This window comes from Tabrizicola caldifontis (assembly GCF_004762095.1).
Taxonomy (GTDB): domain Bacteria; phylum Pseudomonadota; class Alphaproteobacteria; order Rhodobacterales; family Rhodobacteraceae; genus Tabrizicola; species Tabrizicola caldifontis.
This window is the reverse complement of the sequence record NZ_SIJH01000007.1, coordinates 86,819-112,893: the sequence shown is the minus strand read 5'-3', so window position 1 is coordinate 112,893 and position 26,075 is coordinate 86,819. Positions and strand designations below refer to the sequence as shown.

At 65.7% G+C, this 26,075-nt stretch carries 26 protein-coding genes; 6 read left to right on the top strand and 20 right to left on the bottom strand.

What is annotated here, in order from left to right:
- Window positions 1–83: 83 nt before the first annotated feature.
- Window positions 84–455 carry a hypothetical protein gene (locus tag EYB42_RS07565; RefSeq protein WP_135449279.1) on the bottom strand — a complete coding sequence of 124 codons (372 nt, stop codon included), beginning with the start codon at window positions 453–455 and terminating at the stop codon, window positions 84–86.
- A gap of 95 nt (window positions 456–550) precedes the next feature.
- Between EYB42_RS07565 and EYB42_RS07560 the strand changes: the two genes are divergently transcribed.
- On the top strand, window positions 551–1,321 hold the full coding sequence (locus tag EYB42_RS07560) for an alpha/beta fold hydrolase (RefSeq protein ID WP_135449277.1): 771 nt from the start codon (window positions 551–553) through the stop codon (window positions 1,319–1,321).
- A gap of 158 nt (window positions 1,322–1,479) precedes the next feature.
- Here the strand turns inward: EYB42_RS07560 and EYB42_RS17330 are convergent, their stop codons facing one another.
- From EYB42_RS17330 to glpD, 10 genes are all read right to left on the bottom strand, one after another.
- Window positions 1,480–1,656 carry a hypothetical protein gene (locus EYB42_RS17330; protein WP_167850959.1) on the bottom strand — a complete coding sequence of 59 codons (177 nt, stop codon included), beginning with the start codon at window positions 1,654–1,656 and terminating at the stop codon, window positions 1,480–1,482.
- A 115-nt stretch (window positions 1,657–1,771) separates the two neighbouring features.
- A complete protein-coding gene (locus EYB42_RS07555) occupies window positions 1,772–2,899 on the bottom strand; it encodes an iron-containing alcohol dehydrogenase (protein ID WP_135449275.1) in 1,128 nt (375 codons plus the stop codon).
- Entirely contained in the window at window positions 2,896–4,380 is a 1,485-nt protein-coding gene (glpK, locus tag EYB42_RS07550; RefSeq protein WP_135449273.1) for a glycerol kinase GlpK, read from the bottom strand. Before glpK ends, EYB42_RS07555 begins: the two co-directional genes overlap by 4 nt.
- Window positions 4,381–4,591: 211 nt before the next feature.
- Window positions 4,592–6,313: an ABC transporter substrate-binding protein gene (locus EYB42_RS07545; RefSeq protein ID WP_135449271.1), complete on the bottom strand. Its 1,722-nt coding sequence runs from the start codon at window positions 6,311–6,313 to the stop codon at window positions 4,592–4,594.
- Window positions 6,314–6,398: 85 nt separating this feature from the next.
- A complete protein-coding gene (locus EYB42_RS07540; protein ID WP_205909966.1) occupies window positions 6,399–6,803 on the bottom strand; it encodes a DUF2160 domain-containing protein in 405 nt (134 codons plus the stop codon).
- A 2-nt stretch (window positions 6,804–6,805) separates the two neighbouring features.
- Window positions 6,806–7,609, bottom strand: a complete 804-nt coding sequence (locus tag EYB42_RS07535; protein ID WP_135449269.1) for a carbohydrate ABC transporter permease — start codon at window positions 7,607–7,609, stop codon at window positions 6,806–6,808.
- Window positions 7,609–8,481 (bottom strand): carbohydrate ABC transporter permease, encoded by an 873-nt coding sequence (locus EYB42_RS07530; RefSeq protein ID WP_135449267.1) that lies wholly within the window; start codon window positions 8,479–8,481, stop codon window positions 7,609–7,611. The genes EYB42_RS07535 and EYB42_RS07530 overlap by 1 nt, the downstream gene beginning before the upstream one ends.
- Before the next feature lie 3 nt (window positions 8,482–8,484).
- The gene (locus EYB42_RS07525; protein WP_135449264.1) at window positions 8,485–9,555 is read right to left on the bottom strand and encodes an ABC transporter ATP-binding protein; all 1,071 of its coding nucleotides are present in this window, start codon (window positions 9,553–9,555) and stop codon (window positions 8,485–8,487) included.
- 1 nt (window position 9,556) lies between these two features.
- Entirely contained in the window at window positions 9,557–10,645 is a 1,089-nt protein-coding gene (locus tag EYB42_RS07520) for an ABC transporter ATP-binding protein (RefSeq protein ID WP_135449262.1), read from the bottom strand.
- Between the two features lie 9 nt (window positions 10,646–10,654).
- Window positions 10,655–12,259: a glycerol-3-phosphate dehydrogenase gene (gene glpD, locus EYB42_RS07515; RefSeq protein ID WP_135449260.1), complete on the bottom strand. Its 1,605-nt coding sequence runs from the start codon at window positions 12,257–12,259 to the stop codon at window positions 10,655–10,657.
- A 246-nt stretch (window positions 12,260–12,505) separates the two neighbouring features.
- Between glpD and EYB42_RS07510 the strand changes: the two genes are divergently transcribed.
- The 4 genes from EYB42_RS07510 (at window position 12,506) to EYB42_RS07495 (ending at window position 17,786) form a co-directional block, all read left to right on the top strand.
- Complete coding sequence (locus tag EYB42_RS07510) at window positions 12,506–13,267, top strand: DeoR/GlpR family DNA-binding transcription regulator (protein ID WP_135449258.1); 762 nt, start codon at window positions 12,506–12,508, stop codon at window positions 13,265–13,267.
- Between the two features lie 70 nt (window positions 13,268–13,337).
- Window positions 13,338–15,122, top strand: a complete 1,785-nt coding sequence (locus EYB42_RS07505; protein WP_167850958.1) for an ABC transporter transmembrane domain-containing protein — start codon at window positions 13,338–13,340, stop codon at window positions 15,120–15,122.
- 114 nt (window positions 15,123–15,236) lie between these two features.
- The gene (locus tag EYB42_RS07500; protein WP_135449256.1) at window positions 15,237–17,129 is read left to right on the top strand and encodes an acyl-CoA synthetase; all 1,893 of its coding nucleotides are present in this window, start codon (window positions 15,237–15,239) and stop codon (window positions 17,127–17,129) included.
- A gap of 132 nt (window positions 17,130–17,261) precedes the next feature.
- Complete coding sequence (locus EYB42_RS07495; protein ID WP_135449255.1) at window positions 17,262–17,786, top strand: DUF1176 domain-containing protein; 525 nt, start codon at window positions 17,262–17,264, stop codon at window positions 17,784–17,786.
- 4 nt (window positions 17,787–17,790) lie between these two features.
- Here the strand turns inward: EYB42_RS07495 and dtd are convergent, their stop codons facing one another.
- Window positions 17,791–18,234, bottom strand: a complete 444-nt coding sequence (dtd, locus tag EYB42_RS07490) for a D-aminoacyl-tRNA deacylase (protein ID WP_135449254.1) — start codon at window positions 18,232–18,234, stop codon at window positions 17,791–17,793.
- Window positions 18,231–19,154, bottom strand: a complete 924-nt coding sequence (locus EYB42_RS07485; protein ID WP_135449253.1) for a carbohydrate kinase family protein — start codon at window positions 19,152–19,154, stop codon at window positions 18,231–18,233. Before EYB42_RS07485 ends, dtd begins: the two co-directional genes overlap by 4 nt.
- A gap of 190 nt (window positions 19,155–19,344) precedes the next feature.
- Here EYB42_RS07485 and EYB42_RS07480 point away from each other — a divergent pair, with 190 nt between their 5' ends.
- Window positions 19,345–19,758 carry an Hsp20/alpha crystallin family protein gene (locus EYB42_RS07480; protein ID WP_135449252.1) on the top strand — a complete coding sequence of 138 codons (414 nt, stop codon included), beginning with the start codon at window positions 19,345–19,347 and terminating at the stop codon, window positions 19,756–19,758.
- Here EYB42_RS07480 and EYB42_RS07475 read toward each other — a convergent pair.
- From EYB42_RS07475 to EYB42_RS07445, 7 genes are read right to left on the bottom strand one after another with little or no spacing between them, the layout of a single operon-like run.
- Entirely contained in the window at window positions 19,745–20,713 is a 969-nt protein-coding gene (locus EYB42_RS07475; protein WP_135449251.1) for a phosphoribosylaminoimidazolesuccinocarboxamide synthase, read from the bottom strand. The genes EYB42_RS07480 and EYB42_RS07475 overlap by 14 nt on opposite strands.
- Window positions 20,714–20,762: 49 nt before the next feature.
- Window positions 20,763–21,038, bottom strand: a complete 276-nt coding sequence (locus EYB42_RS07470; RefSeq protein ID WP_135449250.1) for a hypothetical protein — start codon at window positions 21,036–21,038, stop codon at window positions 20,763–20,765.
- Window positions 21,039–21,095: 57 nt separating this feature from the next.
- Window positions 21,096–22,718 carry a dihydroxyacetone kinase subunit DhaK gene (locus EYB42_RS07465; RefSeq protein WP_135449249.1) on the bottom strand — a complete coding sequence of 541 codons (1,623 nt, stop codon included), beginning with the start codon at window positions 22,716–22,718 and terminating at the stop codon, window positions 21,096–21,098.
- A gap of 12 nt (window positions 22,719–22,730) precedes the next feature.
- A complete protein-coding gene (locus EYB42_RS07460; protein ID WP_135449248.1) occupies window positions 22,731–23,723 on the bottom strand; it encodes an ABC transporter ATP-binding protein in 993 nt (330 codons plus the stop codon).
- Window positions 23,716–24,810 carry an ABC transporter ATP-binding protein gene (locus EYB42_RS07455; protein WP_135449247.1) on the bottom strand — a complete coding sequence of 365 codons (1,095 nt, stop codon included), beginning with the start codon at window positions 24,808–24,810 and terminating at the stop codon, window positions 23,716–23,718. Before EYB42_RS07455 ends, EYB42_RS07460 begins: the two co-directional genes overlap by 8 nt.
- Before the next feature lie 3 nt (window positions 24,811–24,813).
- The gene (locus EYB42_RS07450; protein WP_135449246.1) at window positions 24,814–25,002 is read right to left on the bottom strand and encodes a hypothetical protein; all 189 of its coding nucleotides are present in this window, start codon (window positions 25,000–25,002) and stop codon (window positions 24,814–24,816) included.
- Window positions 24,999–25,940 carry a carbohydrate ABC transporter permease gene (locus EYB42_RS07445; protein ID WP_135449245.1) on the bottom strand — a complete coding sequence of 314 codons (942 nt, stop codon included), beginning with the start codon at window positions 25,938–25,940 and terminating at the stop codon, window positions 24,999–25,001. The genes EYB42_RS07450 and EYB42_RS07445 overlap by 4 nt, the downstream gene beginning before the upstream one ends.
- Window positions 25,941–26,075 lie beyond the last annotated feature (135 nt).

The window sequence follows — 26,075 nt, the reverse complement described above, 5'->3', positions numbered from 1 at the left end:
TGCGTCGAATGGCTGTGGCAACAGGGTCTTGCCTTGCCGCAGGATGCGCCGGTGGGCCCGCTCTGCCACCCTCAGCGGCGGGGCTACAGAAATCCGCGCCAGACCAGCACGGCGATGACCGCGACGATCAGGAACAGGATGCCGTAGCCGACAAAGCCCACCATGCCGGCAATCGTTTCCTTCCGGCGACTGGCGGGGTCGATGGCGGTCAGGTGGCGCACGCAAGCGTCATAGGCTTCAGCTACCGCGCCCATGTCGATCTGGCCCAGAAGCTTTGGGTTCTGCGCCCGTTCGGCCGAAACAGCCAGAAGTTCGGCCCCCTCGCGCACTCGCCTGGGCAGCAGCCGCCCGCCGCGGCGCAGTTTCGCCGCCAGATCGCGCCCGCTCACGGCCAGGCGCTCTTCAAGAAGCTGCGCCACCCGATCGGCCATCTGCTGGATCGCAACCGCGCTCATGCCTGACCCTCCTGGTTCGGTTGTGAAGCTAAGGCCAAGGCAGGCGCTATTCAACCGGTCTGGTCACGCCGCACCAACAGGGCTAGACAGTCGCCATGCTTGCCACGATCCGCCATCCGGCCGCTGCGTCCCTTGCCCCGACCCTGGTGATTGCCCATGGCCTGTACGGTTCGGGGCGGAACTGGGGGGTGATCGCGCGCCGGCTGGCCGACCGCCGGGATGTCGTGGCAGTGGACATGCGCAACCACGGCGACAGCCCGCGCTTTCCGGTGCATGGCTATCCCGAGATGGCAGCCGACCTGGCAGAAGTCATAAGGGCCATTGGCGCACCTGTCGATCTGCTGGGGCATTCGATGGGGGGGAAAGCGGCAATGCAGCTGGCGCTGACGCAGCCGGGGCTGATCCGGCGGCTGATCGTCGCCGATATCGCCCCGGTGGCCTACGAACATGACCAGACGCGCCATGCCCGCGCCATGGCCTCTCTGGATCTGACACGCATCACCTCGCGCGCCGAGGCCGATGCCGCACTTGCCGCGGCGGGGGTGGGGGATCCGGCGCTGCGGGCCTTCTTCCTGCAATCGCTGGATCTGCGCCAGCACCCGCCGCGCTGGAAGCTGAACCTGGAAGTTCTGGAAGCCGAGATGCCGAAGATCGTCGGCTGGCCCGGCACACAGGGGCGCTTCGACGGACCCGTGCTGTTCCTGACCGGGGCGGAAAGCCCCTATGTCCGCCCCGAGCACCGCGAGACGATCCGGGCCCTGTTCCCAAAGGCGCGTTTTGCAAGGATCCCCGGCGCAGGGCACTGGCTGCACGCCGAGAAGCCGCGTGAATTCGAGGAAACCGTCAGGGTCTTCCTGGACACCTAGAACTGCGCCGAACCGCCTGCATAGCGTAGCAGGCGCCCGCCAGCTCGCGTGATGCGGGCAGCAGGGCAGAATGAGACGGGCCGCTGCCCCCTCTCTCCGTTCCTGACGGAGTGGGGAATGCACCTTTTGGCCGCTGCTACGCCTTGCCTAGGGCCGGCTCAGGTCTGGATCAGCCGGGCGACGAACCAGCTGACCGGCAAGGCGAGGATCGCCCCCGCCGCCGCTGCCCCGACGATTGGCCATAGCGTGACGTAGCCAAGGGACAGGACCAGTATGACCCCTGACCCGGCCATCGCCACGCCAATCATGGAAAACAGGATCATCATCAGGCGCATTGCGGAACCCTTCTGCGATTGATGCCTGTGCCGAAACTGGCGGGGCCCGGTCAGGCATGCCTTGATCCCGATCAAGTTTCCGCGAGGAGGTGCCCCCTCGTGCGGCACATCGCCGTCAGGCGGTCGCCAGCACCATGCACAGTGCCTCTGGCGACAGCGGGACTGGGTTTCCCTTCATCGACGAGGCCGAGCAGGCCGCCTCGGCAACCCGGGCATGGTCGCTTGCGGCGAGGCCCAGCTCGGCAAGGCCGGGCAAGCCGGCTCCCCGCGCCCAGGACTGAAGCGCAAGGGGCGCGGCCTCGACCGAGCAGCCAAGTTGCGTGGCAATGATGGAACAGACCTCGTCCAGCCGCGCCCGGGCCGCGCCCGTTGCCGCTGCCCGGTTCGCGGCCAGGACCGGGCCAAGCAGCGCGCCGCAGATCACGCCATGGGCTGCGCCGGTCATCCCGCCGATCACGCCCGCCAGCCCGTGCACCGCGCCCAGCCCTGCATTGGCCAGCGCCAGCCCGCCGCACAAGCTGACCCAAGCCATGCGATCCCGCGCCTCGGCCTCTTCGCCCCGCATCAGGCGCATCAGCGCCTGCATCCCGGTGGCGATGGCGGGCCGCGCCAACGCATCGGTGTAGGGTGTGGCCTTGAGCGAGACATAGGGCTCGATAACCTGCGTCACGGCGTCGAGGCCCGAGGCCAGAGTCACCGTCCGCGGGCAACCGTCCGTCAGCGCCGGATCGACGATGGCCAGCCGCGCCACCATCCGGTCGTCGCGGAGGCTGACCTTGCGGCCCAGATCAGGCAAGCCGATGACCGCGTTCTTCGTTACCTCGGCTCCGGTTCCAGCCGTGGTAGGCAGCGCGACGTAGGGCAAGGGGTTGGCGGTCAGCGGCAGGCCCTTGCCCACAACCTCAAGATGCTCCATCGGCCCGTCGGGGGCGGGGATCAGCGCCGCCAGCGCCTTGCCGAGGTCCAGCGCCGCCCCGCCCCCCAGCGCGACCACACAATCCGGCCGGTGCGCGCGCGCGGTGGCAAGGGCGGTCTGAAGGTCGGCCAGCGTGGGTTCGCCCGCACAAGGCAGGGCCAGCGTATCCGGCCCCAGGGCCGTCACCAGCCAGGCCGCCCGGGCAGGGTTTGCGCCATGGATCACCAGAACGCGCGCGCCTAGGGCGCGGATCAGGTTCGGGGCCTTCGCTGCCTCGCCCCGGCCAAAGAGGATGCGACCGGGCGCTGTGATGCCGAAGGGGGTCATACCGACATCGTGGCGGCGATGGCCTTGCGCCAGCGGGCGTATTTAGCGTCGCGGGTGGCGGCGTCCATCGCGGGTTCGAACCGGCGGTCGAGCGCCCAGGATTTTGCGAACTCCTCCGGCCCGCCTGCCACGCCCGCCTGCATTGCGGCAAGGTAGGCCGCGCCTAGGGCTGTCGTCTCGGTCACCTTCGGCCGGTCCACCGGGGCGCCCAGGATGTCGGCCAGGAACTGCATGGTCCAGTCGCTGGCGGTCATCCCGCCATCAACCCGCAGGACGCCCTGCGCTTCGGTGCCCCAGTCGGCGCGCATCGCTTCCAGCAGGTCGCGGGTCTGGTAGCCCACGCTTTCCAGCGCTGCGCGCGCGAATTCTGCGGGGCCGGAGTTGCGTGTCAGCCCGAAGACAGCGCCCCGGCAGTCGGGCCGCCAGTAGGGCGCGCCAAGCCCGGTGAAGGCGGGGACAAGGATCACGCCCTGCGCCTCTTCGGCGGCTTCGGCAAGGGGCTGGGTCTCTTTCGCCTCTCGGATGATCTTCAGCCCGTCGCGCAGCCACTGGACCACGGCGCCGGCGATGAAGATCGAGCCTTCGAGCGCGTAGGTCGGCTTGCCCTTCAGCTGGTAAGCGATGGTGGTCAGCAGTCGGTTTTTCGAGGGCACCCTGTCCCGCCCTGTGTTCAGCAGGGCAAAGCAGCCGGTGCCGTAGGTTGACTTCATCATGCCGGGGCTGAAGCAGGCCTGGCCCACGGTTGCCGCCTGCTGGTCGCCCGCAACGCCAAGGATCGGGATCTCGCGGCCGAAAAGATCGGGCCGGGTGGTGCCGAAATAGGCGGCGCAGTCCTTCACCTCGGGCAGGAGGGCCATGGGCACTCCCAGAAGCCGGCAGATGTCTGCGTCCCAGCGGCCTTCGGCGATGTTGTAAAGCATGGTCCGCGAGGCGTTTGTGGCGTCGGTAGCATGCACCTTGCCGCCGGTCAGGTTCCAGATCAGCCAGCTGTCCACCGTGCCGAAGGCAAGCTCGCCCCGCTCGGCCCGGGGGCGGGCGTCTTCGACATTGTCAAGCAGCCACTTGACCTTGGTGCCCGAGAAATAGGGGTCAAGCAGCAAGCCCGTGCGTTCGGTGATCATGGCCTCGTGCCCGGCGGCCTTGAGATCGGCGCAGGTCTCGGCGGTTCGGCGGTCCTGCCAGACGATGGCGGGGTGGATCGGCTGGCCGGTGGCGCGATCCCAGATCAGGGTCGTCTCGCGCTGGTTGGTGATGCCGATGGCGGCAATGTCGGTGGCCTTGATCCCCGCCTTCTCGATCGCGGCCCGTGCAGTTGCCGCGACGGTGGACCAGAGATCGGCCGGGGCATGTTCCACCCAGCCGGGGCTGGGGTAGTGCTGGGCGAATTCCTCCTGCGCGGTCGCGACCGGCCGCAGCGATGCATCGAAGAGGATCGCGCGGGAAGAGGTGGTGCCCTGATCGATGGCAAGGATATGGGTCATGGGGCGAGCCTGCGGAAAGCAGCGTCCACGCGGGACAGACAGATCGGGTCAGAGATTTCAAGCGCTTGCCCGTAAGCAGCGAGAAAACCTTAACGGCTCTCCGATGCCCGGCGCCAGCGCCCTGGGCAAGAATTTTCGAAAATTCCTGCCAAATTTCTTGCAAGAAACTTGGCGCGGGCGGCGCCATGCGGCACCGCCCGCCCCGGAAGGCTTACTGCCAGGACTTGATCAGCTCGTCATAGCTGATGGTCTTGGGCTCTTCGTCCTCGTTCTCGAGCTTCGCGACCGGGGCGCCGGGAGCATCAAGCCAGACCTGCGGATCCTGCGGCTCGTTCAGCTTCGGGCCGATGTCGCCCTGCACGCCAGAGCGTTCCAGACGTTCCAGCACCTTCTCCTGCTCGGCGCAGAGCGCATCCAGCGCCTCTTGCGGGGTCTTGGCCCCCGACATGGCGTCGCCGATGTTCTGCCACCACAGCTGGGCCAGCTTCGGATAGTCCGGCACGTTCGTCCCGGTCGGCGACCAGCGCACCCGGTCGGGAGAGCGGTAGAACTCGATCAGACCGCCAAGCTGTGGTGCGCGGTCGGTGAAGCTCTGGTGCTGGATGGTCGATTCGCGGATGAAGGTCAGGCCGACATGGGACTTCTTCACGTCCACGGTCTTCGAGGTGACGAACTGGGCGTAAAGCCAGGCCGCCTGGGCGCGGTCCACCGGGGTGGACTTGAGCAGGGTCCAGGACCCGGCGTCCTGATAGCCGACCTTCATGCCTTCCTTCCAGTACACGCCATGCGGCGAGGGGGCCATGCGCCACTTGGGCGTGCCGTCCTCGTTCATCACCGGCAGGCCGGGCTTGACCATGTCGGCGGTGAAGGCGGTGTACCAGAACATCTGCTGCGCGATCGAGCCCTGCGCCGGAACCGGACCGGCCTCGCCGAAGGTCATGCCTTGCGCTTCCGGCGGCGAGTACTTCTGCAGCCACTCGATCGCCTTGGTCACGGCATAGACCGCCGCCGCGTCGTTGGTCGCGCCGCCGCGGGCCACGCAGGAGCCGACGGGACGCGAATTCTCGTCCACGCGGATGCCCCATTCATCGACCGGCAGGCCGTTCGGCTCGCCGATGTCGCCCATGCCGGCCATCGACATCCAGGCATCGGTGTAGCGCCAGCCGAGGCTGGGATCCTTCTTGCCGTAGTCCATGTTGCCATAGACGCCGGTCGCCGGACCGCCGATGTAGGACATGTCGCGGCCGGTGAAGAATTCGGCGATGTCCTCATAGGCCGACCAGTTCAGCGGCACGCCAAGGTCATAGCCATACTTGGCCTTGAAGTCCTCCATGGTCTTGGGGTCGGTGAACCAGTCGTAGCGGAACCAGTAGAGGTTTGCGAACTGCTGGTCGGGCAGCTGGTAGATCTTGCCGTCCGGCCCGGTGGTGAACTTGATGCCGATGAAGTCGTTGATGTCGAGGTTGGGGTTGGTGACGGCCTTGCCCTCGTTCGCCATCCAGTCGGTCAGGTTGTAGGCCTGCTGATAGCGCCAGTGGGTGCCGATCAGGTCGCTGTCGTTGATGTAGGCGTCATAGATGTTCTCGCCCGACTGCATCTGCGTCTGCAGTTTTTCCACCACGTCGCCTTCGCCGATCAGGTCATGGGTGACCTTGATCCCGGTGATCGCGGTGAAGGCCGGGGCCAGCACCTTGGATTCGTATTCGTGGGTGGTGATGGTCTCCGAGACCACCTTGATCTCCATGCCCGCATAGGGCTTGGCGGCGTCGATGAACCACTGCATCTCCGCTTCCTGTTCGGCGCGGGAAAGGCTGGACAGATCGCCGATCTCGGCATCGAGGAAGGCTTTCGCCGCCTCCATGTCGGCCCAGGCGGGGGCCTGCATGGCCATGAGCGCAAGCGCCATGGCCGTTGCGGTTGTGCGAAGTCTCATCGTGATTCCTCCCAGAATGTTGAGACGTTTCGGTTGTGGCCCCGGGCGATTCTGTCTCCTCCGCCCGAGGGTCTTGCTTTCCCCACTAGACCCAGCGGAAAACCGCTGCGGCATAGGCGAGGCAGAGGATGAGCGCGCCCCACAGTGCGTCGGGGCCCGCAACGTAGAGCCAGCCAAGATGGATGAAGGCCGAACCCAGAAGCGTGATGAACAGCCGGTCGCCGCGCGTTGTCTCGATCCGCAGGATGCCGACACGCGGGGTTTCCGGAAAGCGGATGGCAAGCAGCGTCATCACGATCAGCAGCGCCGCGATGCACCAGAAGAAGAGGGCGACCGGAAAGGTCCAGGCCATCCAGAAGCCGGGGATCAGCTGGCCGGTCCATTCCTTCGCCCCGTCCTTCACTGGCACGGCGGCATAGAGCACAGCAAGGATGGCCAGCATGATCGCCGCGATGACAAGGTAGATCACAGTCCAGCGGGATGCGGTCATGGTCACACCCTCCCCAGGGCGAAGCCCTTGGCGATGTAGTTGCGGACGAAGTAGATCACCAAGGCGCCTGGCACGATGGTCAGGACGCCGGCGGCTGCGAGCACCCCCCAATCCATGCCAGAGGCAGAGACCGTGCGGGTCATGGTGGCGGCGATCGGCTTGGCGAAGGTCGTGGTCAACGTGCGGGAAAGCAGCAGTTCCACCCACGAGAACATGAAGCAGAAGAAGGCGGCGACGCCGATCCCGCTGGCGATGAGCGGCATGAAGATCTTCACGAAGAAGGTCGGGAAGCTGTAGCCGTCGATGTAGGCGGTCTCGTCGATTTCCTTCGGGACGCCGCGCATGAAGCCTTCCAGGATCCAGACGGCCAGCGGCACGTTGAACAGGCAGTGCGCCAGGGCCACGGCGATATGGGTGTCGATCAGGTTCATCGCCGAATAGAGCTGGAAGAAGGGCAGCGCGAAGACGGCCGGCGGCGCCATGCGGTTTGTCAGCAGCCAGAAGAACAGGTGCTTGTCGCCCATGAAGCTGTAGCGGCTGAAGGCGTAGGCCGCAGGCAGCGCGACGGTGATCGAGATGACCGTGTTCAGCACGACATAGATCAGGCTGTTGACATAGCCCATGTACCAGCTGGGGTCGGTCAGGATGACCATGTAGTTGCGGAAGGTCAGGTTCTGCGGCCAGAGCGTGAAGGACGAGGTGATCTCGGTGTTCGTCTTCAGGCTCATGTTCACCAGCCAGTAGATCGGCACCAATAGGAACAACAGGTAGATCGTCATCACGATGGCATTGGACCGGATGCGCATCAGCGGGCCTCCTCGCGGTCGAGGTTGGTCATCACGGTGTAGAAAACCCACGAGATCAGCAGGATGACCAGGAAGTACATGATCGAGAAGGCGGCGGCGGGGCCCAGGTCGAACTGGCCTGTGGCCATCTTCGCCAAGTCGATCGACAGGAAGGTGGTCGAGTTGCCCGGACCGCCACCGGTGACGACGAAGGGCTCGGTGTAGATCATGAAACTGTCCATGAAGCGCAACAGGATGGCGATGAGCAGGACGCCCTTCATCTTCGGCAGCTCGATGTAGCGGAACACGGACCAGCGGGTGGCCTGGTCGATCCTGGCGGCCTGATAATAGGCCTGCGGAATCGACTGCAGCCCGGCATAGGCCAGAAGCGCCACCAGCGAGGTCCAGTGCCAGACATCCATCACGATGACGGTGATCCAGGCATCCAGCGGGTCATTGGTGTAGTTGTAGTCGATGCCCATGCCTTGCAGCGCCCGCCCGAGAAGGCCGATGTCCACCCGGCCGAAGATCTGCCAGATCGTGCCGACCACGTTGAACGGGATCAGAAGCGGCAGGGCCATCAGGACGAGGCAGAGGCTGGCCCAGAAGCCCTTCTTCGGCATGTTCAGGGCGATGAAGATGCCAAGGGGCACCTCGATCGCCAGGATGATGAGCGAGAACATCACCTGCCGGCCCAGCGCCGCGCGCAGGCGTTCGGAATGGATCATGTCATCGAACCATTCGATGCCGGTCCAGAAGAACTGGTTGTTTCCGAACGTGTCGTTGAAGGCATAGTTGACCACCGTCATCAGCGGCAGCACGGCCGAGAACGCGACCAGCACCAGCACCGGCAGGACGAGGAGCCAGGCCTTGTTGTTCTGGGTCTTTTCCATGGCTCAGCCCCCCGCCGGCGCAACGCGCCAGTCGTTCGCGTAGACGTTTATCTTTGCCGGCGGGAAGCCGGCGCGCGCCTCGGCTGGCACGCTCATGCCTTCGGGCAGGATCGCGTTCAGCGGCTGGCCCTGGAACTCGGCCCGGACGATCCGGTGGCGACCCACGTCCTCGACACGTTTCACCTTTACCGGCAGCCCCTCGTCAGAGATGGTCACATAGTCCGGGCGAATGCCGATCTGGGTACGGCCCGTCATTGGACCATAGGTCGCACCAAGGGCGATCTTCGCGCCTTGCACGCTCGCCTCGGATCCGGAAATCTCAGCGTCCAGCAGGTTCATCCCCGGCGAGCCGATGAAATAGCCCACGAAGGTATGCGCCGGGGTCTCGAACAGATCCTCGGGGGTGCCCATCTGCACCACGCGGCCGTCGTGCATCACCACGACCTTGTCGGCGAAGGTCAGCGCCTCGGTCTGGTCATGGGTGACGTAGATCATCGTATGGCCGAATTCGCGGTGCAGCGACTTCAGCTGGGTGCGCAGTTCCCATTTCATGTGCGGGTCGATGACGGTCAGCGGCTCGTCGAAGAGGATCGCGTTCACGTCCTCGCGCACCATGCCGCGGCCGAGACTGATCTTCTGCTTGGCATCCGCAGTCAGCCCGCGCGCCTTGCGGGTCAGCATGTCCTCCATCCCGATCATGCGGGCGATCTGGTCCACCCGACGGGCGATGTAGGCCGCGTCCATCCCCCGGTTGCGCAGGGGGAAGGCAAGGTTGTCGCGCACGGTCATCGTGTCGTAGACGACCGGGAACTGGAACACCTGGGCGATGTTGCGTTCGGTCGTCGGCGCGTCGGTCACGTCGCGGTCGCCGAACAGCACCCGGCCCTGACTGGGGCGCAGCAGGCCCGAAATGATGTTCAGAAGTGTGGTCTTGCCACAGCCCGAGGCGCCCAGGAGCGCATAGGCCCCGCCGTCCTCCCAGACATGGTCCATTTCCTTCAGCGCGAAATCGGCCTCGCTGGCCGGGTTCGGCAGGTAACTGTGCGCAAGGTTCGAAAGCGTGATCCGGGACATGTCACACCGCCATCGCGTAAGGGGCTGGCGCCGCAAGGCGGCCCGTTTGGTCGAACAGATAGACATGCGCCGGATCGACATAGACCGAGGCCCGGGTGCCTGCGTCCATCGGATGCACTCCGTGCACAAGCCCGACCCAGCGGTCCGCGCCATGGTCCAGATGCAGGAAGGTTTCGGACCCGGTGATCTCGGTTGCGCCGATCGTGCAGCGGAATTCCACCGCGTCGCCGGAATGGCGGTTCAGCGTGACATGGTTCGCCCGGAAGCCGGCCAGATAGCTGCCGTCGGCAAGGTCACGCGCGGCACCTGTGGCCGGGGCATGGGCAGTCTCGCCAAAGGTCAGGCGGGAGGCTTCCTTCCGGCAGGAGACGAAGTTCATGGGTGGGTCGCTGAAGACGCGCGCCGTGGTGGAATCGCCCGGCAGCCTGTAGACCTGCGGCGTCGGCCCGAACTGTGTGACCCGGCCTTCCCAAAGGGTGGCGGTGTTGCCGCCAAGGAGCAGCGCTTCTTCCGGCTCGGTCGTGGCATAGACGAAGATCGCGCCCGAGGCCTCGAAGATGCGCGGGATCTCGACCCGCAGTTCCTCGCGCAGCTTGTAGTCCAGGTTCGCCAGTGGTTCATCCAGCAGCACCAGACCCGCGCCCTTGACCAGCGCCCGCGCCAGGGCGCAGCGTTGTTGCTGGCCCCCGGACAGTTCCAGCGGCTTGCGGGTCAGCATGGGGGTCAGGCGCAGCATTTCCGCCGTTTCGCGCACCGCGCGGTCGATCTGGTCCTTGGGCCGGCCCATCAGCCGCAGGGGCGAGGCTATGTTGTCGTAGACCGTCATCGCCGGATAGTTGATGAACTGCTGGTAAACCATCGCCACCTTGCGGTCTTGCACGCGCACGCCGGTCACGTCGCGGCCTTCCCAGTGGACACGTCCCGTGGTCGGCTGGTCGAGCCCGGCCATCAGCCGCATCAGGCTGGTCTTGCCGGACAGGGTCGGACCAAGCAGCACGTTCATCGTGCCGTTCTGCAGGGTCAGATCGGTCGGGTGGATATGCACCCTGCCCGCCACCGACCGTGAGACCCCTTTCAGTTCAAGCGTCATTCCAGTCCCCTATTCCGCCGCCGGGCTGACTGCCCGGCCCGCGTCCGCCCCGACCTGTCCGGCCATGAAACGGTCGAGTTCTTCGATCTGTTCGGCCGTCATCCGCAGCCCCAGCTTCGAGCGGCGCCAGACGACGTCGGCGGCGGTCACCGCCCATTCCTGCGCCATCAGCCATCGAACCTCGGCTTCGGTCAGGGTGGCGCCGAAATCCCGGCCCAGCGCCTCGGCGCTGCCCGCGTTGCCCAGGATGGTGAAGGCTTCGGTCCCGTAGGCACGGATCATCCGGCCTGCCCAGTAATCGGTCAGGAACGGATACCGCCCCTTCAGCTTTGCGGTCAGTGCGGCCACCCCGTCATGCGGAAAATCGCCGCCCGGAAGCGCCATGCGGGCGGTCCAGGCGGAAGTCGCCTTCGGGAAGAAGGGTGCAAGCTTCGCCAGGGCAGATTCGGCCAGACGGCGGTATGTGGTGATCTTGCCGCCGAACACGTTCAGAAGGGGCGCGCCGTTGCGGTCGAGGCTGAGCACATAGTCGCGCGTGGCCGCGGTGGCCGATTTGGCCCCGTCGTTGTACAGCGGTCGGACACCGGAATAGGTCCAGACCACATCCTCCTTCGTCACGGGATTGGCGAAGTACTGGCTGGCGAAGGCCAGAAGGTAGTCGCGCTCTTCGTCGGTGCAGCGGGCATCCCCGGGCGCGCCCTGATGGTCCTTGTCGGTCGTGCCGATCAGGGTGAAGTCCTGCTCGTAGGGGATGGCAAAGATGATCCGCCCGTCGGTTCCCTGGAAAAAATAGCAGCGGTCATGGTCGAAAAGCCGGCGCGTCACGATGTGCGAGCCGCGCACCAGCCGTACGCCTTCCGACGAATTGATCCGGGCAACATTGCGGATCACCTCTTCGACCCACGGCCCGCCGGCATTGACCAGGACGCGCGCCATGTGCTCCTGCCGACCGTGCGGGCCTTCGGTGGTGACGTGCCACAGATCGTCCCGGCGTTCCGCGCTGACCACGCGGGTCCGGGTCAGGATCCGCGCCCCACGCATGGCCGCGTCGCGGGCGTTCAGCACAACAAGGCGCGAATCCTCCACCCAGCAGTCGGAATATTCGAACGCCTTGCGAAACCCGGGTTTCAGGGGCCTGCCGGCCGGATCCCGCGTCAGGTCCAGCGTGCGGGTCGGTGGCAGGATCTTCCGTCCGCCCATCGTGTCGTAGAGGAAGAGCCCCAGCCGGATCAGCCAGTCGGGCCGACGCCCCCTGGCCCAGGGCATCACCCAGCCCAGAAGCCGCGATGTAGGCGTGTCGCTGTCGAAGCGCATGTCCGGCGACAGGGGCAGGACGAAGCGCATGGGCCAGCTGATGTGCGGCATGGCGACCAGCAGCGTCTCGCGTTCCTCCAGCGCCTCGCGCACCAGGCGGAACTCGAAATATTCCAGATAGCGCAGGCCCCCGTGGAAAAGCTTGGTCGAAGCAGAAGAGGTGCCCTGGGCCAGATCACCCTGTTCGGCCAACGTCACCGTCAACCCGCGGCCAGTCGCGTCGCGCGCGATGCCGCAGCCGTTGATTCCGCCCCCGATGATGAAGAGATCGCTTGCGACCCCTGCCGATACGTCTGTCACGTGGGTTCCTCCCCGGGCACAACCTGTGCCGATCGTCACGATTCCGTCAACCCAGAATTTTTCGTTTACGCGCGCTTTTTTCCAAAACGAACATCTACGCGCAAACTATTGTGGAAAATGCTGCAAGTGCAGCGAGATTCTTCTGCAAACGCAAGAAAACGAAAATGTCGCAGCCCAACAAAGCCGCTGACAGGTGCGCCGGGACGTGGCAGAAAGCAAAAGCGCGGGATACGAAGGGAAGGGAACGTGGCTCTCAACTTCCGTCAGACGGAAATCCTGGAACTCGCCCGGGCCGAGGGGCGCGTCATGGTCGAGGATCTTGCCCAGCGCTTTGATGTGACCTTGCAGACCATCCGGCGCGATCTGTCCGACCTGGCCGATGCGGGGCATCTGGACCGGGTGCATGGCGGGGCGGTGCTGCGAACGGGCGTGGCGAACATCGGCTACGAGGCGCGGCGGCGGATGAACGAGGGCGCCAAGGCCGCCATTGCCAAGGCCTGCGCGGCGGCGATCCCGGACAATTGCAGCCTGATCCTGAACCTCGGCACCACGACCGAGGCGGTGGCGCGTGAGCTGCTGAGCCATCGCAACATTACCGTCATCACCAACAACATGAACGTGGCGAACACGCTGGTCGCCAATCCGGGCTGCGAGATCGTTGTGGCAGGCGGTGCGCTGCGGCGCACTGATGGCGGGCTGGTGGGCGAGCTGACCACCCAGTTCTTCGAACAGTTCAAGGTCGATTATGCCGTCATCGGGGTGTCGGCCCTGGACCGTGACGGCGACCTGCTGGATTTCGACCTGGCCGAGGTAAGGGTCTCGAAGGCGATCATCCGACAATCGCGCAAGGTGTTTCTGGTGGCGGATCATTCCAAGCTGGACCGGTCCGCCCCTGCGCGGCTGGCATCCCTGTCGGAAATCACCACGCTGTTCACCGACCAGCCCCTGCCGCAGGACCTCATGCGCAAGTGCGAAGCCTGGGGAACCGAGGTTCAGGTTGCCGGCTGAAGCCCCCTCATGCTTGTAGGCGGCGGCGGTGCGGACTAAACCCGTTGCCGAAACGGCAAGAGGCGGGTGGATGACTGATACCTCGCAAGCGGTCGAGGAACGGCCGAAGTCGAAGCGGCTGGGCGCGTTGCGGGGGTTGGCCCCCTTCCTGCGGCCCTATCGCGGGCTGGCGGCGCTGGCCGTGGTCGCGCTGATCCTGACGGCGGCGATCAGCCTGATCCTGCCCCTGGCCGTGCGCCGGGTGGTGGACGGGTTCAACGACGGCGATGCCGCCCTGCTGGACCAGTATTTCGGCGCCGCGCTGGTCATTGCGGCGCTTCTCGCGCTGGGAACGGGGCTGCGCTACTACCTGGTCACGCGGCTGGGTGAACGGGTGGTGGCCGACATCCGCAAGGCGCTGTTCGATCGGGTGCTGGGCATGTCGCCCGCCTTCTTCGAACGCATCCTGACCGGCGAGGTGCTGAGCCGGATCACCACCGACACCACGCTGATCCTGTCGGTCATCGGTTCTTCCGTCTCGGTCGCCTTGCGCAACCTGCTGATCCTGATCGGCGGGCTGGTCCTGCTGTTCCTGACCTCGGCCAAGCTGACGGGGCTGGTCCTGCTGATCGTGCCGGCGATCGTGGTGCCGATCATCGTGCTGGGCCGCCGGCTGCGCCGGCTGTCGCGCGAAAACCAGGACTGGATCGCCAACTCTTCGGGCGCGGCTTCCGAGGCGCTTCTGTCGGTGCAGACGGTGCAGGCCTTCACCCATGAGGGGCCCACCCGGGCCACCTTCGCCGATGTGACCGAAAAAAGCTTCGTGAGCGCGAAGACGCGGATCAGGACACGCGCGGTGATGACTGTGATCGTGATCTTCCTGACCTTTGCGGGAATCGTCGGTGTCCTGTGGGTCGGTGCGCGCGACGTCCGGGCCGGGGCCATGAGCGTGGGCGAGCTGATCCAGTTCGTGATCTACGCGGTGATGGTGGCCGGTGCCGTGGGGGCACTGTCGGAAATCTGGGGCGAATTGCAGCGGGCGGCGGGTGCGACGGAACGCCTTGTCGAATTGCTGAACGCCGAGGACACCGTGCGCGATCCGGTGCGCCCGGTGCCTTTGCCCCGGCCGGTGCGCGGCGAGATCGCCTTTCAGGATGTGACTTTCCGCTATCCCGCCCGGCCCGAGGCCAGCGCGCTGAACGGGGTCAGCCTGCATGTGCGCCCGGGCGAGACGGTCGCGCTGGTCGGGCCTTCCGGGGCTGGCAAGACCACGATCCTGCAATTGCTGATGCGGTTCTACGATCCGCAGTCGGGCCAGATCACGCTGGACGGCATACCCCTGACCGACTTGGCCCGCGCCGATTTCCGCCAGGCCATCGCGCTGGTGCCGCAGGACCCGGTGATCTTTGCCGCGTCGGCGCGCGAGAACATCCGCTTCGGCCGTCCCGATGCCACGGATGCCGAGGTCGAGGCCGCCGCCCGCGCCGCCGCTGCGCATGACTTCCTGACCGCGCTGCCGCAGGGCTATGACACCTGGCTGGGCGAACGCGGCGTGATGCTTTCGGGCGGGCAGAAGCAGCGGGTGGCCATCGCCCGCGCCATCCTGCGCGACGCGCCGATCCTGCTTCTGGACGAGGCGACCAGCGCCCTGGATGCGGAAAGCGAACGCCTGGTGCAGGCGGCGGTCGAAAGACTTTCCGAAGGCAGGACGACGCTGGTGGTGGCGCACCGGCTTGCCACGGTCAAGCGGGCAGACCGGATCGTGGTCTTCGAGGGCGGCCGTATCGTGGCCCAGGGCACGCATGACGCCCTGGTAGCCGAAGGCGGGCTTTACGCGCGGCTGGCGCGGCTTCAGTTCACCGACGGCGCGGCCTGACGTTGCGTTTCCCGGCCGGGAAGCGGGGACAAAGCAGCTTCACAAACCCGCCCCGTTCCCGCAACCTGCCCTGCAGCCTGCGGATCAACAGCGGGCAGCACAGGGGAGGAACCGATGACCAGATTCGCAACGCCCGCGGATGTAAAGGCCATTGAGGCCGAGGCCGCCTGGGAAGACCGCGGCCAGGCGCGCAGCATGTACGAATTCCTGAGCCGCGCACGGGATGCCCATGGCGACCGGCCGGCGATCAGCTATCAGCTACTTTCGGGGCCGGGGACGAAGAAGGTCACGCTGACATGGTCGGAACTGCATGGCCAGGTCACTCGGGCTGCGAACCTGTTCCGATCTCTCGGTGTGGGGGAAAAGGACGTGGTCGCCTACATCCTGCCAAATGCGCCGGAGACTGCCGTCACCCTGTTGGGGGGGGCGGTGGCGGGGATCGTGAATCCGATCAACCCCTTGCTTGAACCGGAAAAGATAAGCGCCATCCTGCGCGAGACGAATGCCAAGGTCGTGGTCACGCTGAAGGCCTTCCCCAAGACCGACCTGCCCCAGAAGGTTTCGGAAGCGGTCCAGTTCGCGCCGAACGTGCGGACGGTGCTGGAGGTGGACCTGGTGCCCTATCTGTCCGGGCTGAAGAAGGTCATCGTGCCCTGGATCCGGCCGAAGAATCCGCCGCAGCATACTGCCAACATCAAGGATTTCGCCGTCGAGATGGCGAAAATGCCGGCCGACCGGCTGACCTTCAGGGACAGCCACCATGACCGCGTTGCCGCCTATTTCCACACCGGCGGCACCACCGGCATGCCCAAGGTCGCGCAGCACAAGGTTTCCGGCATGGTCTACAATGGCTGGCTTGGGGCCAGCCTGCTGTTCAAGCCGACCGACGTGGTGATGTGCCCTCTGCCCCTGTTCCACGTCTTCGCCTGCTATCCGATCCTGATGTCGATGATCGCCAGCGGTGCGCATGTGGTCTTTCCCACCCCGCAGGGCTATCGGGGCGAGGGGGTGTTCGACAACCTGTGGAAGCTGATCGAACGCTATCGCGTGACCTACCTCATCACCGTCCCGACGGCGCTTGCCGCGCTGATGCAGCGCCCGGTCAATGCCGACATCTCCAGCCTTAAGAACGCCTTCTCCGGTTCCTCGCCCCTGCCGGTCGAGCTTTACAACCGCTTCAGGAAGGAAACCGGTATCGAGATCGTCGAAGGCTACGGCCTGACCGAAGCGACCTGCCTTGTCTCGATCAACCCGCCAGAGGGCGTGAAGAAGATCGGGTCCGTCGGCCTGCCGTTTCCCTATACCCATGTCCGCATCCTGACCAGTCAGGGCGCCATCGGCTTTCGCGAATGCGCGGTTGACGAGGTGGGCGAGATCTGCATTTCGAACCCCGGCGTCTACGAGGGCTCGACCTATACCGAGGCCGACAAGAACCACGAATTGTTCGCCGAAGGCCGTTTCCTGCGCACCGGCGACCTGGGCCGGATCGACGCCGACGGCTATCTGTTCATCACCGGACGGGCGAAGGATCTGATCATCCGGGGCGGGCACAACATCGACCCGGCGGTTATCGAAGAGGCGCTGATGGGGCATGAGGCGGTGGCCTTCGTCGGTGCGGTCGGCCAGCCCGATGCCCACGCGGGCGAACTGCCCTGCGTCTATGTCGAACTGGTCAAGGGGGCCTCGGCCACGGTTGACGATCTGATGGCCTATGCCAGCCAGCACATCCACGAACGCGCAGCCCTGCCCAAGTATCTGGAGGTGCTGCGCGAACTGCCCAAGACAGCTGTCGGCAAGGTCTTCAAGCCTGATCTGCGGCGGCTGGCGATCGCGCGCGTATTCGATGCGGCACTGTCCGAGGCAGGGATCCCCGCCCGCGTGGGCGTGGTCGTCGAGGACAAGAAGCGCGGCCTTGTCGCCAGGCTGGATCGCCTCGCCCCGGTCGAGGATGCGGCAGTAGCAGCCGTTCTGGGCCAGTTCAGCAACCCGTGGGAATGGAATTCCTGACCCGCCCCCCTGATCTGGGGTTGTCCCGAACTCTCCCGAGACCTGCCCCGAAGATGACTAAAAGATTCATTTGCCTGAATCGTGACCAGGGGCGAAAAGCGATCTGGGAACGAAACAGACGGGACGGGAAAGATGGGACTGCACATGTTCGCTGCCGCCGCGGCGCTGGCGGTTGTCGGGGGGGCTGCCTCGGCACAGCAATCCGAGGTCCTGTTTTCCCACAAGCATTGGCAGGTCGAAATCGTCGGCTGGGATGACGGGTCACTGGGCTGCGTGGCCCAGGTCTCGGCGCCCGGCGAAAGTTTCTCGATCTGGACCTTCCCGGATGGGTCGGTGCAGCTGCAGTTCTATTCGACCGCCTGGCAGTTCGGCGAGGGGGACAGGGCCGACCTGCAGGTTCAGATCGACCGCCGCGCGCCGTGGAACCTGACCAATGCCGAGCTTTACAAGAATTCGGTTCTGTTCTTTCTTCCGGATGACAAGGCGGGGGTCGATTTCATTGTCGAGGTCGCCAGAGGCAACCGGCTGTATCTGCGCACGGCCGCCGGTTCGGATGTGCAGAACTATTCGCTGGCCGGATCGCGGGCTTCGATTGATGCGCTTGTCGAATGCGGCAACGTGATCCAGCGGCAGACGCCGGGCAACCCGTTCAACTGACGGCCTAAAGCTGGTCGGTGTCCATCCAGATGGTCACCGGCCCGTCGTTCACAAGACTTACGGCCATGTCGGCGCCGAATCGGCCATTGGCGACGGGCACACCCTCGGCCCGCAGCCTGTCGCTGAAATGGTGATAGAGCCGCTCGCCCAGATCGGGCGGTGCGGCGGTGGAAAAGCCTGGCCGGTTGCCGCGCAGGTCGGCGGCAAGCGTGAACTGGCTGACAACCAGCGCGCCGCCGCCGATGTCACGGATGGAGAGGTTCATCTTGCCGAATTCGTCCCGGAACACCCGCAGCTTCGCGACCTTTGCCGCCAGCCGTTCCGCCTGCGCCTCGGTGTCGCCGGCCATGGCGCAGACAAGGATCAGGAACCCCGTGCCAGTCGCGCCGACCAGCTCGCCGTCCACACGCACCTCGGCATGGGTGACGCGCTGGAGAACCGCCCTCACAGTTCTACCTCCCAGGGGGGATTGGCCCCCGCACGGCTGACCGTGACCGCAGCCGCCCGCGTGCCAAGGTCAAGAGCCGCATCCAGCGTGGCATCCGGCAAAGCTGCCACCCCGGCTTTCGTCAGCACCCGGGCGCGATGCAGGGCCGCAAGCACGCCCGCGTTGAACGTATCGCCCGCGCCGACCGTATCTACGACCGCAACCTTCTGGGCCGCCACAAACCGGGTCTGTGTTGCAGTCACCGCGCGCGCGCCCCTTGCACCTTCGGTGACGAACACGACTTTCGGACCCCTTGACAGGATGCCGCGCGCAAGCTCCGTTGGGTCTCCCGGGCCTTCCAGCCAGTGCAGGTCCTCGTCCGAAAGCTTCACGATATCGGCCCGAGCGATCATCCGCCCGATGCGGTCGCGGTAGGCGGCTTCCTTGCCGGCGATGAAGCCGGGGCGGATGTTGGGGTCGATCATGGTTACACGGGTGCCGCATTCGCGCGCCTGGAACGCTTCGTAGGTCGAGGCGGCCGGGTCGTTCACCAGGCTGATGCCTCCGAAGAACAGGGCCTGCACATCGGGCGGAAGGTCGGGCAGATCGGCGGTGGAAAGCATCCTGCCCGCCGTCGCCTCGTCATAGAACGCATAGGTTGCCTGACCGTTCACCAGCTTGACGAAGGCCACGGTCGTGGGGCGGTCCGACCGCGCGAGGAAACGGGTATCCACCTTCGAGGCGACCAGCGCATCCGCCAGGATTTCGCCAAGCATGTCGGTCGAGACACCGGAAAAGAACGCCGACGGCGCCCCAAGCCGCCCAAGCGCGATGGCCGTGTTGAACACGGCGCCCCCGGCGTAAGGGGCAAAGCAGGCCTCGCCCTCGGTCGATGTCCGGGGCAGCATGTCGATCAGGGCTTCGCCGCAACTCAGAATCATCGTCCCCTCCCTTGGCCCTCGGCAGGATAGGGTGCCGTGGCCGTTAGCGCAAACAGCGTGCCGAAGCCCCGGTTGCACATAGCGTTCGTGATTCCCTGATGCCAGAAGCTTTTCGCCTTGATCAAGGTCATGGCGCAAGCCGGTCAACGCACCAGAATGCCCGCATTCAGCAAAAGAATGGGAGGATTCCATGGTAGAGAAGTCAGCACCGGGCAGCTTCTGGCCCAGCCTTTACGAGCCGTTCCGCATGATGGGCTCCCGTCTGGCAGACTGGCTGTCGCTTGCCGCCGAAGCCAGCCAGAGCGGCGACAGCTACAGGATCGCGATGGAGCTGCCGGGTGTGGGCGAGGACGATGTCCAGGTGACGGTCGAGGATGGCGTCCTGCAGGTGAAGGGCGAAAAGAAGAGCGAACGCGAAGAAAAGGGCGATACCTGGTATTTCTCGGAACGCCAGTTCGGCAGCTTCAGCCGCAGCTTCCGCCTGCCGTCCGATGCAGATTCGGCCGGTGTGAAGGCCGAGATGAAGGATGGAGTCCTGACCGTGACCGTCCCCAAGAAGCCCGAGAAGAAGGCCGCCGCGCGCGTGCCGATCACGAAGGGCTGAAGAACCGGGCAAGATTGGCCCTCACCCGGGCAAGCGGGGTTTCCCCGCTTGCATCGGGGATGAAGGGTTGGCCGGTGATGCGTTCGTAGGCGTCGATATAGACCATCGCGGTCTTTTCGATCATCTCCTCGGGAATCGCGGGAATCGGGTCGCGGTAGGGATCGCAGCGCGCCACCACCCATGAGCGGATCACGTCCTTGTCGAAGCTGGGCGGGCGGGTGCCGGCCTCGAACGCCTTGGCATAGCCCTCGGCGATCCAGTAGCGGCTCGAATCAGGGGTGTGGATCTCATCGGCCAGCAGGATGTTGCCCTGGGCATCGGTGCCAAATTCGTATTTTGTGTCCACAAGGATCAACCCGCGTTCGGCCGCCATCTGCTGGCCGCGCGCGAACAGCGCCAGCGCCTTTGCGCTGACCTCGTTCCACTGCGCCTGCGTCAGCAGACCTGTTCCGACGATCTCTGCCGCCGTCAGCGGCTCGTCGTGGCCGCCGTCGAAGGCCTTGGAGGTGGGAGTGATGATCGGCTGCGGCAGGGCCTCGTTGTCGCGCAGCCCGTCGGGCAGGCGGTGGCCATACATCTCGCGCTTGCCTGCCCGGTATTGCGTCAGGATGGAGGTCGAGGTGGTGCCGGCCAGATAGCCGCGCACGACGATTTCCACCGGCAGGATCGTCACCCGCTTGCAGTGCACCACGTTCGGGTCGGGGTAGCCGATGACGTGGTTCGGGGCGATGTCGGCGGTCCGGTCGAACCAGTAGCGCGCAAGCTGGGTCAGGACCTGGCCCTTCCACGGTATCACCGCAAGGATGCGGTCAAAGGCGGAAATCCGGTCGGACGAGATCAGAAGGCGCGTGCCGTCAGGCAGGTCGTAGCAGTCGCGCACCTTGCCGTAATAGGGGTTCGGCAATTCGGGGATCCGCGCTTCGGGCAAGCGGCGGGAAAGGTCGATCTTCGGCATGGCAGGCCCCCGGTAAGCTGCCTGCTTCTTGGGCTTTCACGCCCCCAAGTCAAGCCGGGCAGTCGAGGCTGCCGCGCATTTCGCCGCTGTCGCCCCTGAGGCTGTGTTCAAGCAGGCGACATCCGGTGACACGCGGGATCAGTTCGATCATGGTGGCACGGATTGCCTGATGTTCCCCACGCCGGGCATGGCCAAGGCGGATGACCTCGACCCGTTCACCCTTCTGAAAGACGGTGTAGTTGCGCCCCGCCACCGTGACATCGGTGGGGGTCGCCCCCATGAACTCTACCGCCGGTGAGGCGCCGCAGGCGGCAAGGAACATCATTGGAAAGGTCCATCTCATGCCGCCAGCATGGACGGGACTGGTTAACAGCCGGTTAAGTCACCCCTTTGCCAGATCCTCGAACAGACGCGCCACGCCTTCTGCGCCGGGGTCGTTGTGACCCTTCAGCTTGTCGGCCGCCAGATAGCTTGCCCGGCCCGCCTTGGCGCGGGTCATTGCGGCTGTGGCGTTGGCCCCTTCACGCGCTGCCCTTGCCGCAGCGGCCAGTCCGTCCGGCATGGCCGCCAGCGCCGGGGCAAGCGCGTCGATCATCGTGCGGTGGCCGGGGGCGGCGCCGCCCACCTGCATCACGCGGTCAAGTCCCGCGGACAGGGCGCCGATCCAGGGCTTGCCCGAGGCCGAGGCATCGCCCGCTGCGGCGAAGAAGATCGCAAGCAGGACGCCGGACGAGCCGCCCATCGTCTGCGACAGTTCCATGCCGATGGCACGGTAAAGCTGCGTGGGGTCGGCCAGGGGCAGGCGGTCCAAGGCCGCCAGAAGCGCCCTTGCGGCCCCGGCAAGGGTGCTGCCTGTGTCACCGTCGCCGGACTTGGCATCCAGCTGGTTCAGGTCGGCCTCGCAGGCGATGAGCGCCTTGCAGCACCGCTCGATCAGCGCCCGGCGGGCGGGGTGGGCGGAGGGCACTGGCTGGATCGGGGCAAGCCCGTCGGGCAGGGGGCGCACGGCGACCTGCCCGAACGGGGAAAGGCCCGGCCAGGCATGAGGGGCCACGGGCGCAGCAAGACTGGTGACCTGTGCGTGGTCCACCGGCAGCAGCGAGACCGAGAAGCCGTGCATGTCGAGCGAGGTCATCAGCGGCGCGGGGCCGATCATCCACTTGACCTTGGCGCCCAGGGGCGAACGGGCAAGTTCCTCGGCCAGGACCGACATTTCCAGGGGCGTGGTGGAGCCGAGGTTGTTCAGAAGCGCCACATGGTCGCCCGGCCCGGTATGGGGCAGCAGCTTCTCGGTCACCATCTGCATGGCCGAACGCGCACCGTCGAAATCGACCTGTTCGATCCCGGCCTCGCCATGGATGCCAAGGCCCAGCTCGGCCTTGCCGGCGCCGATGCGCTCTTCTTTCGGCGAGCCGGGGACGGTACAGGTGTCTAGCGACATGCCGATGGAGATGGCGCCCTTGATCACCGTCTGGGCGGCCTCGGTGATCGTGTCGAGGTCTGCGCCGGATTCGGCCATGGCACCGGCGATCTTGTGGACGAAAAGCGTGCCGGCGACCCCGCGCGCCTGGGGCAGGTCGGGCAGCGCCACGTCGTCATCGACGATGACCATGGAAACCTTCAGCCCGAAGGCCCGGGCGCGTTCGGCGGCCAGGCCAAAGTTCAGCCTGTCGCCGGTGTAGTTCTTGACGATCAGCAGGCAGCCGGCCTTACCGGTGACCGCAAGAATGCCCGCCAGCACGGCATCCACCGAAGGCGAGGCGAAGACATCGCCGCATACCGCGGCCGTGAGCATCCCCTGCCCGACGAAACCGGCGTGGCTAGGTTCATGCCCCGACCCGCCACCCGAGACCAGCGCCACCTTCGACCGGTCCCAGTCGGTGCGGACAACGACCTTGATATGCGGGTACCCGTCGAGCCGCGCCAGCTTGCCGCCGGAGGTGCGCAGAAGGCCGTCGATGGCCTCGGTTACAAGCGTGTCGCGGGAGTTGATGAACTGCTTCATGGCTGCGGCCTTTCAGATGCGGTTGCCGTCGCGGTCGAACCAGAGGGGGCTCAGCGGGCGGATGTGCAGGGTTTCGCCCGGGGTCAGGGTGCTGTGCGGGTCGGTCAGCGTCACCAGCGCATGGGGGCCAAGTGTCAGGTGCAGGCGGGTCTGATCGCCCAGATGTTCGATGCGCTGGATGATGGCCGCCTTGCCCTCGCCGGTGATGATGTGTTCCGGGCGCAAGCCGATCGTCGCGGCGCCATGTGGTGCGCCGGGGAAGGCATCAGCGGGCAACAGGTTGATGTGCGGCTGGCCAAGGCGTGAGGCGACATAGGTCGAGACGGGGTTTTCGTAGATTTCGCGGGGCGTTCCGAACTGGACGACGCGGCCTTGGTCGAGAACGCCGACATGGGTCGCCATGGTCATCGCCTCGATCTGGTCGTGGGTGACGTAAAGGAAGGTTGCGCCCAGATCCTGGTGGATGCGCTTCAGCTCCACCCGCAGATCGGCGCGCAGCTTGGCGTCCAGCGACGAAAGCGGTTCGTCCATCAGGTAGATGCGGGGGTTGCGCACCAGCGCGCGGCCGATCGAGACGCGCTGCATCTCGCCGCCAGAAAGCGCGGTGGCCCTGTTGTCCAGCTTGTGCGGTATCCTCAGCACCTCGGCCACTTCCCGCACACGGCGGGCGATCTGGTCCTCGGGCATGCGGATCATGGGCGAGCGGAGCGGGAAGGCCAGGTTGTCGCGCACGCTGAGATGGGGGTAGAGCGAATACTGCTGGAAGACCATCGCCACGTCGCGCTGGGCGGGGGTGTCGTTGACCACAGACGCGCCGGCGATGCGGACATCTCCGGTGTCAGGTTTCTCCAGCCCCGCGATCAGTCGCAGCGTCGTGGTCTTGCCCGCGCCGGTAGGTCCGAGGAGCACGACAAAGGCGCCATCGGGAATGGTCATCGAGACACCCCTCAGCGCCTGTGTTGCGCCGAAGGATTTTGACAGGTCGGAAAGCGTGACCTCAGCCATGAAACACCCCGGCATTGGCGGCGGTACGGAAGGCGCGGCCGCTGGTGGCGTCGAAAAGCGAGAGGCGCGGCGTGTTAAGGGCAAGGCCGGTCAGGTCGCCGACCCTCGCCGGCAGGGTCGAGGGTGTGCGCGCCTTCACAGTGCCATGCGGCGTGGAAAGCGTGACGATCTGGGTTGTGCCCAGGTATTCTACCGCCTCGATGCGGGCCCGCAGAGGTGCAACGTCCGACAGCGTGACATGTTCGGGCCGCACGCCAAGCACCAGCTTGCCTGCCGCATCCTCCTGAAGGGCGGGCAGGTCGATGGGCGTATCGCCCAGCGTGACCGTTGTGCCGCCCGCAGCCACCGCCCCTTCGAAGCGCAGGAAGTTCATCGCCGGGCTGCCGATGAAATCGGCCACGAACAGCGTGGCGGGATGGTCGTAGATTTCTTGCGGCGTGCCGAACTGTTCGACGACGCCGTGGTTCATCACCACGATCTTGTCGCCCATCTGCATCGCCTCCAGCTGGTCGTGGGTGACATAGACGGTGGTCGCCCCCATCCGGTCGTGCAGCGCGCGCAGCTCCTCGGCCATGATCTCGCGGAACTCGGCGTCCAGCGCGCCAAGCGGTTCGTCCATCATGAAGGCCTTGGGGTTCCTGACGATCGCGCGGCCCAGGGCGACACGCTGGCGGTCGCCGCCGGAAAGCCCGCCCACGCCTTTGTCGAGCAGGTGCTCGATCCGCAGAATGCGGGCGACTTCAGCCACCTTGCGCTGAACCTCGGCCTTTGGCACCCCCTGGCTGACCAGCGGATAGGCGATGTTCTTGCGCACGTTCATGTGCGGATAGAGCGCGAACATCTGGAACACCATGGCGATGTCGCGCTGGCTGGCGGGCTTCTGGCTGACATCCTCGCCGTCGATCAGGATCTGGCCGCTGGTCGGCAGCTCCAGCCCTGCGATCATGCGCAGGGTCGTGGTCTTGCCGCAGCCCGAGGGGCCGAGCAGCATGAAGAATTCGCCATCCCGGATGGTGAAGGTCGAGCCCTGCACCGCGGTGAAGGCGCCGAATTCCTTGCGGAGGTTCTTGATGACGATCTCGGACAAGGCTTACTCCGGGAAATGCGAGACGATGATGAACATCACCGTCCCGACCAGCGTCACGAGGAAGGACCAGGTATAGGCCCACAGGAAGAAGGGCTGCATCAGCATCACCACGCCCAGCGCGATCAGGATCGTGGCCAGCATCTCCCAGGGGCCGCGACGCAGGCGCAGAAGGCCGGAGAGGAAGGCGGTCATTTGCGCACGGCTCCGAAAGTGATCCCGCGCAGCAGGTGCTTGCGCAGCAGGATGGTGAAGATCATCACCGGCAACAGGAACAGGGTCGCCCCGGCAGCCACGGCGGGCCAATCCTGGCCGCCGACGCCGATGATCGTGGGAATGAATGGCGGCGCGGTCTGGGCGTTGCCCGAGGTCAGGAGCACGGCGAAGGCGTATTCGTTCCAGGCGAAGATCAGGCAGAAGATCGCGGTCGAGGCGATGCCGGTTGCTGCCTGGGGCAGGACGACCTTCCGGAAGGCCTGGAAGCGGGTGTAGCCGTCGATCAGCGCGGCCTCTTCATATTCGCGCGGGATCTCGTCGATGAACCCCTTCAGCAGCCAGACGGCGAGCGAAATGTTCACCGCCGTGTAGAGCAGGATCATCCCCAGATGCGTGTCGGATAGCCCAAGTTCCCGATACATCAGGTAGATCGGGATCGCGACGGCGATGGGGGGCATCATCCGGGTCGAGAGGATGAAGAACAGAAGGTCATCCTTCAGCGGCACCTTGAACCGGCTGAAGGCATAGGCCGCCAGCGTGCCGAGGAAGATCGACAGAAACGTGGAGCCAAACCCGATGATGACCGAGTTCATGAACCTTTCGCCAAACCGCGACTGCCCGGCGATGACCATGCCCTGGTCGCGGACGATCCGGTCATACCAGGTCTCGGGCGGGGGCAGGGCGGCAAAATCCTCGGCCGCGATGCGGGTGCGGGTGGTGAAGAGGTTGACGTAGCCTTCGAGCGAAGGTTCGAAGATCACCTTCGGCGGGTAGGAGATGCTGTCCGGTCCGGTCTTGAAGCTGGTGGAGATGATCCAGACCAGCGGCAGCAGCGTGATGAGCGTGTAAAGGGCAACCAGCAGGCCGGCGAGCCATTTCGAAGCCTTCGAAGGTTCGGTGACGGAATAGGCGCTCATCGATGCGCTCCTGATCTGACGGGGTGCCCCCCCACCCCATCCCTCCCCCACTTAGGGGGGAGGGAGGCGCGGGATGGATGCGCTGGCGCGACACGGCCGGGCCGGGCGGCTCCCCTCCCCCTGGCGGGGAGGGGA

Excerpts from the sequence above, each read along its gene's own strand:
- EYB42_RS07560 (WP_135449277.1), top strand. The coding sequence starts at position 551 with ATGCTTGCCACGATCCGCCATCCGGCCGCTGCGTCCCTTGCCCCGACC.
- EYB42_RS07460 (WP_135449248.1), bottom strand. The coding sequence starts at position 23,723 with ATGGCTGAGGTCACGCTTTCCGACCTGTCAAAATCCTTCGGCGCAACA.
- glpK (WP_135449273.1), bottom strand. The coding sequence starts at position 4,380 with ATGACCCATATCCTTGCCATCGATCAGGGCACCACCTCTTCCCGCGCG.
- EYB42_RS07555 (WP_135449275.1), bottom strand. The coding sequence starts at position 2,899 with ATGACCCCCTTCGGCATCACAGCGCCCGGTCGCATCCTCTTTGGCCGG.
- EYB42_RS07505 (WP_167850958.1), top strand. The coding sequence starts at position 13,338 with ATGACTGATACCTCGCAAGCGGTCGAGGAACGGCCGAAGTCGAAGCGG.
- EYB42_RS07535 (WP_135449269.1), bottom strand. The coding sequence starts at position 7,609 with ATGCGCATCCGGTCCAATGCCATCGTGATGACGATCTACCTGTTGTTC.
- EYB42_RS07495 (WP_135449255.1), top strand. The coding sequence starts at position 17,262 with ATGGGACTGCACATGTTCGCTGCCGCCGCGGCGCTGGCGGTTGTCGGG.
- EYB42_RS07500 (WP_135449256.1), top strand. The coding sequence starts at position 15,237 with ATGACCAGATTCGCAACGCCCGCGGATGTAAAGGCCATTGAGGCCGAG.
- EYB42_RS07445 (WP_135449245.1), bottom strand. The coding sequence starts at position 25,940 with ATGAGCGCCTATTCCGTCACCGAACCTTCGAAGGCTTCGAAATGGCTC.
- EYB42_RS07540 (WP_205909966.1), bottom strand. The coding sequence starts at position 6,803 with ATGACCGCATCCCGCTGGACTGTGATCTACCTTGTCATCGCGGCGATC.
- EYB42_RS07480 (WP_135449252.1), top strand. The coding sequence starts at position 19,345 with ATGGTAGAGAAGTCAGCACCGGGCAGCTTCTGGCCCAGCCTTTACGAG.
- EYB42_RS07475 (WP_135449251.1), bottom strand. The coding sequence starts at position 20,713 with ATGCCGAAGATCGACCTTTCCCGCCGCTTGCCCGAAGCGCGGATCCCC.
- EYB42_RS07470 (WP_135449250.1), bottom strand. The coding sequence starts at position 21,038 with ATGATGTTCCTTGCCGCCTGCGGCGCCTCACCGGCGGTAGAGTTCATG.
- EYB42_RS07465 (WP_135449249.1), bottom strand. The coding sequence starts at position 22,718 with ATGAAGCAGTTCATCAACTCCCGCGACACGCTTGTAACCGAGGCCATC.
- EYB42_RS07530 (WP_135449267.1), bottom strand. The coding sequence starts at position 8,481 with ATGGAAAAGACCCAGAACAACAAGGCCTGGCTCCTCGTCCTGCCGGTG.
- EYB42_RS17330 (WP_167850959.1), bottom strand. The coding sequence starts at position 1,656 with ATGCGCCTGATGATGATCCTGTTTTCCATGATTGGCGTGGCGATGGCC.
- EYB42_RS07545 (WP_135449271.1), bottom strand. The coding sequence starts at position 6,313 with ATGAGACTTCGCACAACCGCAACGGCCATGGCGCTTGCGCTCATGGCC.
- EYB42_RS07520 (WP_135449262.1), bottom strand. The coding sequence starts at position 10,645 with ATGACGCTTGAACTGAAAGGGGTCTCACGGTCGGTGGCGGGCAGGGTG.
- EYB42_RS07525 (WP_135449264.1), bottom strand. The coding sequence starts at position 9,555 with ATGTCCCGGATCACGCTTTCGAACCTTGCGCACAGTTACCTGCCGAAC.
- EYB42_RS07565 (WP_135449279.1), bottom strand. The coding sequence starts at position 455 with ATGAGCGCGGTTGCGATCCAGCAGATGGCCGATCGGGTGGCGCAGCTT.
- EYB42_RS07485 (WP_135449253.1), bottom strand. The coding sequence starts at position 19,154 with ATGATTCTGAGTTGCGGCGAAGCCCTGATCGACATGCTGCCCCGGACA.
- EYB42_RS07450 (WP_135449246.1), bottom strand. The coding sequence starts at position 25,002 with ATGACCGCCTTCCTCTCCGGCCTTCTGCGCCTGCGTCGCGGCCCCTGG.